The 6,958-nt window shown below is 64.8% G+C and carries 5 protein-coding genes; 4 read left to right on the forward strand and 1 reads right to left on the reverse strand.

Features of this window, described 5'->3' with window-relative positions; all coding sequences use genetic code 11:
• Positions 1-149: 149 nt before the first annotated feature.
• Positions 150-1,061 (reverse strand): LysR substrate-binding domain-containing protein, encoded by a 912-nt coding sequence (locus DMX06_RS18095; protein WP_110738707.1) that lies wholly within the window; start codon positions 1,059-1,061, stop codon positions 150-152.
• 94 nt (positions 1,062-1,155) lie between these two features.
• Between DMX06_RS18095 and DMX06_RS18100 the strand changes: the two genes are divergently transcribed.
• The 4 genes from DMX06_RS18100 (at position 1,156) to DMX06_RS18115 (ending at position 6,370) form a co-directional block, all read left to right on the forward strand.
• Positions 1,156-2,247 (forward strand): tartrate dehydrogenase, encoded by a 1,092-nt coding sequence (locus DMX06_RS18100; RefSeq protein ID WP_110738708.1) that lies wholly within the window; start codon positions 1,156-1,158, stop codon positions 2,245-2,247.
• Between the two features lie 248 nt (positions 2,248-2,495).
• On the forward strand, positions 2,496-4,094 hold the full coding sequence (locus tag DMX06_RS18105) for a BCCT family transporter (protein ID WP_110738709.1): 1,599 nt from the start codon (positions 2,496-2,498) through the stop codon (positions 4,092-4,094).
• A 122-nt stretch (positions 4,095-4,216) separates the two neighbouring features.
• Positions 4,217-5,338: an aromatic ring-hydroxylating oxygenase subunit alpha gene (locus tag DMX06_RS18110; RefSeq protein WP_110738710.1), complete on the forward strand. Its 1,122-nt coding sequence runs from the start codon at positions 4,217-4,219 to the stop codon at positions 5,336-5,338.
• A gap of 57 nt (positions 5,339-5,395) precedes the next feature.
• Positions 5,396-6,370: a PDR/VanB family oxidoreductase gene (locus tag DMX06_RS18115; protein ID WP_110738711.1), complete on the forward strand. Its 975-nt coding sequence runs from the start codon at positions 5,396-5,398 to the stop codon at positions 6,368-6,370.
• The last annotated feature ends 588 nt before the right edge of the window (positions 6,371-6,958 follow it).

Below are 6,958 nucleotides of genomic sequence, written 5' to 3' on the forward strand. Positions count from 1 at the left end.
GGTAGCTCTTGGGCTGCCCATGCTTTTTCTGGTGCTTGAAAACTGGGAGGGCGCGCACGATCACAAAAACTGACTACGAAGTCAAGTTAACGATCGCAGGGTGCCACTGCAAGTCAAGCAGACAACTTGTCGCGGGGCGCCGCGAAGGATCAATCCGGCAAACGATAGCGCTCGGCGAAGTACTGGCGGAAGAACTCCACCGCCACCCGCACCTTGGCCGAGCCGGCCAGCGGCGCGGTGTATACCGCCCAGATATCCGCCGCCTGCTGGTAGTCCGGCAGCACCTGCACCAGCCGTCCCTCGGCGATGCTGTCGTGCACGTCCCACCACGAGCGCAGCAGGATCCCCCGTCCGTCCAGGCACCACTGGTGCGCCACCTCGCCATGGTTGCTCGACAGCCCGCCGGTCACCCGCACGCTCTCCTCGCCCTGCGGCCCTTCCAGGTGCCAAAGCCCGAACGGGTGGTCGCGCTCCTTGATCACCAGGCAGTCATGGCTGGCCAGGTCCGCCAGCACTCGCGGCGCGCCATGCCCGTCCAGGTACGAAGGCGCCGCGCACAGCACCCGGCGGTTGCGCGCCAGGGGCTTGGCGATCAGGTGCGGGGCGATCACGTTGCCCACGCGGATGTCCAGGTCGACGCCTTCGGCGATCAGGTCCACCAGGCGGTCGTGCACATCCAGGCGGATGTCCAGGCGCGGGTAACGCGCCGCCAGCTCCGACAGCGCCGGCGCCACGAAGCGCCGGCCCAGGCCCAGGCTGCTGGCGATGCGCAACTGCCCGACCGGCTCGCGCTGGCCGGCGTTGAGGTCGTCGTCCATGCGCTGCAGGGTCTCGAAGATCTGCTGCGCCCACTGGTACACCCGCTCGCCCTCCTCGCTCACCGTCACCCGCCGGGTGGTGCGGTGCAGCAGGCGCACGCCGAGGCTGTCTTCCAGCAGGCGGATGCGCTTGCTGACGAATGCCGCCGACATGCCGCGCTCGTCGGCCACCGCGGCAAAACTGGCGCGGCGGGCTACCTGCAGGAAGATGTCGAGGTCGTCGAGGTTTGGCAGATTATTCACGGATCGTGCACCAAGAATTGATGGATTGCCGGATTATCTCCGAAGCACAGCCTTATAGCATGGCCGCATCTTCCCTGAACACGAGAGGCGCCCCATGACCAAGACCTTCAAGATCGCCGCCATCCCCGGTGACGGCATCGGCAACGAAGTCCTCCCCGAAGGCCTGCGCGTGGTCGAGGCCGCCGCCCGCAAGCACGGCCTGAACCTTGAGTTCGAGTTCTTCGAGTGGGCCAGCTGCGACTACTACCTGGCCCACGGCAAGATGATGCCCGACGACTGGTTCGACCAGCTCAAGGGCTTCGACGCCTTGTACTTCGGCGCCGTCGGCTGGCCGGACAAGGTCCCGGACCATATCTCGCTGTGGGGCTCCCTGCTCAAGTTCCGCCGCGACTTCGACCAGTACGTGAACATCCGCCCGGTGCGCCTGTTCCCCGGCGTGCCCTGCCCGCTGGCGAACAAGCAGCCCGGCGACATCGACTTCGTGGTGATCCGCGAGAACACCGAGGGTGAATATTCGTCCCTGGGCGGGCGCATGTTCGAAGGCACCGACAACGAGTTCGTGCTGCAGGAGTCGGTGTTCACCCGCCGTGGCGTGGACCGCATCCTCAAGTACGCCTTCGATGTGGCCCAGACCCGCGAGCGCAAGCACGTCACCTCGGCTACCAAGTCCAACGGCATGGCCGTGAGCATGCCCTACTGGGACGAACGCACCGCCGCCATGGCCGCGAACTACCCCGAGATCAGCTGGGACAAGCAGCACATCGACATCCTCTGCGCCCGTTTCGTGCTGCAGCCGGAGCGCTTCGACGTGGTGGTGGCCTCCAACCTGTTCGGCGACATCCTCTCCGACCTCGGCCCGGCCTGCGCCGGCACCATCGGCATCGCGCCGTCGGCCAACCTCAACCCCGAACGCAAGTTCCCGTCTCTGTTCGAGCCGGTGCACGGTTCGGCGCCGGACATCCATGGCAAGAACATCGCCAACCCGATCGCGATGATCTGGTCCGGCGCGCTGATGCTCGAGTTCCTCGGCCAAGCCGACAACGACGCCCGCTACCAGGCGGCCCACGACGACATCCTCAAGGCCATCGAGACGGTGATCGCCAACGGCGACACCACCCGCGACATGGGCGGCAGCCGCTCGACCCAGGAAGTGGGCAAGGCCATCGCCGAGTTGCTCGGGGCCTGAGTCGGCGTCAGGCCATCGCGGGGCAGCCCGCTTCCACAGGAAGACGTGCTTCCTGTGGAAGCGGGCTTGCCACCCAGTCATCCGGATTGTCCGACGATCCTATTGCCACCCACTTCGATTCAATGCAGAATCTGTAAACCTAAAGATACTTGTTATCCATCAGTTAACAGAAAGGAAAACCCAGCCTCGATACGGACTTCCCAAACGCCTGACGCCTACTACAAAAAAAATGCTCCAGGAGACAATTGATGTCCCCCAATAACAAAAAGATCGACGTGTTCCTGATCGCCGTGAGCCTGTTGGCCGTGCTGCTCACCGTGATCGGCCTTGCTGCCTTCCCCGCCCAGGCCGAGAGCCTGGCCAACCAGCTGTTCGAGGTGGCCACCCGCACCTTCGGCACCAGCGTCCAGGTGCTGGTGTTCGGCAGCTCGCTGGCCGTGCTGTACCTGGCCTTCAGCAAGTACGGCAACATCCGCCTGGGCGCCGGCAAGCCGGAGTATTCCACCACCACCTGGGTGTTCATGTTCATCTGTGCCGGCATGGGCTCCTCGACCCTGTACTGGGGCGTGATGGAATGGGCCTACTACTACCAGACCCCGGGCCTGAACATCGCGCCGATGTCGGCCAAGGCCCTGGAGTACAGCGTCAGCTACTCGTTCTTCCACTGGGGCATCAGCGCCTGGTCGATCTACGCCCTGGCCTCCCTGGCCATGGCCTACCACTTCCATGTGCGCAAGAAGAGCGGCCTGAACCTGGCCTCGATCATCGAGGCGGTCACCGGTTTCAAGGCCACCGGCCCCGTCGGGCGCGCCGTCGACCTGATCTTCCTGCTGACCATGATGGGCGCGCTGACCGTGTCGCTGGCGCTCACCGCCTCGACCCTGACCCGTGGCCTTGCCGACCTGGCCGGCACCCCCAACACCTTCACAGTGCAACTGCTGGTGATCGGCGCGGTGGCGCTGCTGTTCTCGCTGAGTTCGTACATCGGCATCGACGGCGGCCTGCAGCGCCTGTCGAAGATGGTCTGCATCGGCGCCCTGGTGTTCGCCGCCGTCGTGCTGCTGGTCGGCCCGACCCAGTTCACCCTGAACAACACCGCCAACTCCATCGGCCTGATGTTGCAGCACTACGTGCAGATGAGCCTGTTCACCGACCCGGCCGGCGACGGCGCCTTCACCCGCAACTGGACGGTGTTCTACTGGCTGTGGTGGGTGTCCTACGCGCCGGGCGTGGCCATGTTCGTCGCCCGCGTGTCCCGCGGCCGGCTGATCAAGGAAGTGGTGTTCGCCCTGCTGCTGGGCGGCAGTTTCGGCTGCTGGTTCTTCTTCGGCGCGCTGGAAAGCTACAGCATGCACCAGTTCATCAACGGCCAGATCGACGTGCCCAAGCTGCTCGGCACCCTCGGTGGCGAAGCGGCGGTGACCGACCTCTTGCTGGCCCTGCCGTGGGGCACGCTGTTCCTCGCCGCGTACCTGTTCATCATGGCGGTGTTCTGCGCCTCGCACATGGACGCCGCTGCCTACGCCGTGGCCGCCACCAGCACCCGCAACCTGCGCGAGGGCGAGGACCCGAGCCCGACCCTGCGCCTGTTCTGGTGCGTGGTGCTGACCCTGGTGCCCCTGGCCATGCTGTTCGCCAAGGCTTCGCTGTCGACCATGAAGACCGCCGTGGTGCTCACCGCGATCCCGTTCATGGTGATCCTGCTGGTGAAGATCTACGGCTTCTTCAAGTGGCTGGCGGCCGACTACGGCCAGGTGCCGGCGTACCGCATCGAGGAAGAGGCCACCCGCCTGGCAGGTGAGGAGCCACAGCAGCAGGCACCGCGCAGCGCAGCGGCGGTGCACTGAGTCTGGATTTGTCGTGGGAGCGGCGATGCGCCGCTCCCACATTGCCAAACCTGCGACAAATTTTTTTGCCCAGTTTGTTAACCAACAGATACGTGTTAACCAATAAGAACCGAGATAGAGCCATGAACGATTTCAAACGCCTGCCCGCCGACTTCTGCGCCAACCCCGAAGAGGCCTTCACCCTCCCGGCCACGTTCTACACCCAGGCCGCCGTCTTCGAGCACGAGAAGGAAGCGATCTTCGCCCGCAGCTGGATCTGCGTCGGCCACCGCAGCGAAGTCGCCGAGAAGAACGCCTACATCACCCGCCAGGTGATCGGTGAAAGCATCATCGTCGTGCGTGGCCGCGACGACGTGCTGCGCGCCTTCTACAACGTCTGCCCGCACCGCGGCCACCAGCTGCTCGAAGGCAGCGGCAAGGCCAAGAACGTCATCACCTGCCCGTACCACGCCTGGACCTTCAAGCTCGACGGCGAGCTGGCCCACGCGCGCAACTGCGAGAACGTGGCCAATTTCGACAAGGACAACTCCACCCTGGTACAGCTGCGCGTCGAGGAATACGCAGGCTTCATCTTCATCAACATGGACAACGACGCCGGCACCGTCGAAGACCAGCTGCCCGGCATGCAACAGCGCATGCGCGAAGCCTGTGCGGTGATCGACGACCTGCACCTGGCCGCGCGCTTCGTCAGCGACACCCCGGCCAACTGGAAGTCGATCGTCGACAACTACCTCGAGTGCTACCACTGCGCCCCTGCCCATCCCGGCTTCTCCGACTCGGTGGACGTCGGCCAGTACAGCCACAGCCTGCACGGCAACTGGACCCTGCAGTACGGCCTGGCCAAGCCGTCGGAGCAGTCGTTCAAGTTCGATGAAACGGTAAAGGATCCGTCCTTCGCCGGCTTCTGGGCCTGGCCGTGCACCATGTTCAACGTACCGCCGGGCGCCAACTTCATGACTGTGATCTACGAGTTCCCGGTCGATGCCGAAACCACCCTGCAGCACTACGACATCTACTTCCTCAACAAGGACCTCACCGAGGAGCAGCACAAGCTCATCGACTGGTACCGCGAAGTGTTCCGCCCCGAGGACCTGCGCCTGGTCGAAAGCGTGCAGAAGGGCCTGAAGTCCCGCGGCTACCGCGGCCAGGGCCGGATCATGGTCGATTCGCAACGCAGCGGCGTGAGCGAGCACGGCATCGCCCACTTCCACAACCTGATCGCCGTCGCCCACCTGGACGACTGAACACGCCCCACGCTCCGCGCCAGGGCCTGGCGCGGGGTTCCGTTGTCGAGGTAAGCCATGGCCAAGCAATACGAAATGTTCAAGGTACGCGTGACCGGCGTGGAACAAGCCACGCCGCAGATCAAGCGCTTCACCCTGGCCCGCGCCGACGGCGCCGCCCTGCCCGCCTTCAGCGGCGGCAGCCACGTCATCGTGCAGATGCAGTCGGCCTGCGGCAGCCAGTTCAGCAATGCCTACTCGTTGATGAGCGACCCGCGCCAGTTGCACAGCTACCAGATCGGCGTGCGGCTGGAGGAGCAGTCCAAAGGTGGTTCGGCGTTCATGCACCAGCAGGTCGAGGTAGGCAGCGAGCTGACCATCTCCACCCCCAACAACCTGTTCGCCCTCGACCCCAATGCAGGTCGCCACGTACTGATCGCCGGCGGCATCGGCATCACCCCGTTCCTGGCGCAGCTTCACGAACTCGAAGGCGGCGCCACCCCCTACGAGTTGCACTACGCCTTCCGCGCCCCCGAGCACGGCGCCTTCCAGGGCGACCTGGCGCAGGGCCCGCATGCCGACAACACCCGCTTCTATATCGACAGCCTGGGGCGCAAGCTCGACCTCGCCGCGCTCTGTGCGGGGTTGGCCGATGACGCCCATCTCTATGTGTGCGGGCCCAAGCCGCTGATCGACGCGGTGATCGCCAGCGCCGCCGCCGCCGGCATCGCCGAGTCCCGCGTGCACTGGGAACAGTTCGCCGCCGCCGCGCCGGCCGCAGGCTCGGCGTTCACCGTGGTACTGGCGCGCTCCGGCACCGAACTGGCCGTCGAGGAAGGCATGACCATTCTCCAGGCCATCGAGAAATCCAAGGCCGCCAAGGTCGAGTGCCTGTGCCGCGAAGGCGTGTGCGGCACCTGCGAGACGGCGATCCTCGAAGGCGAGGCCGAGCACTTCGACCAGTACCTGAGCGACGAGGAGAAAGCCGCGCAACAGACCATGATGCTGTGCGTCTCGCGGGCGCGCTCGGCGCGGTTGGTGCTGGATCTCTGAGGTGCAGCGGCGGATCGTCTCCCCTGAGAGATGTAACTGAATACCGCCAAATAGCGCCGAAAAGGATAATCAGAGAAACGTCCTACGCGGATTTGGGAAGCCCTGTCGACCACCCATAATCCGTTCCTCGCTAGTGTTTCAGGTCTGCGTCACCGTCGCCCGTGGCTGGCTGCAACAGCCATCCACGGGTCTGCACGACGGTACGGCCATTGCCAGCCAGCGAGGACCTTATGCGAACGCCCCCCCCGGAACACGTCAGCACCAAAACCCCGAGCCCCGATCAAGGCGCTCAACGCCGTCATGCTGCGATAGCTGACAGGCCACTCCCCAGACATCAGGCAACGACGAGCCCCGTCTCGTTCAAGGACAGCCGAATCCGAAGGACCTCTCATGTCCAGCCAATTAAACACTGGCCCCACGCAAGGAGCTAAACCATGACTGACGCCACCGTCAGCAGTGCAACCTCCGGCCCTGCCTGCAGCCCACGCGTGCCCATCCTGCCGGTGCGCTATGCCATCGTCCCGCGTACGGGCGATGCCCCGGCCTGTCGCTACGCAGGCGCAGGCTTCAATCTGGAACAAGGCTTCG

Origin of the sequence: Pseudomonas mosselii, assembly GCF_003205295.1 — a bacterium.
Classification (GTDB): Bacteria; Pseudomonadota; Gammaproteobacteria; order Pseudomonadales; family Pseudomonadaceae; genus Aquipseudomonas; species Aquipseudomonas mosselii_B.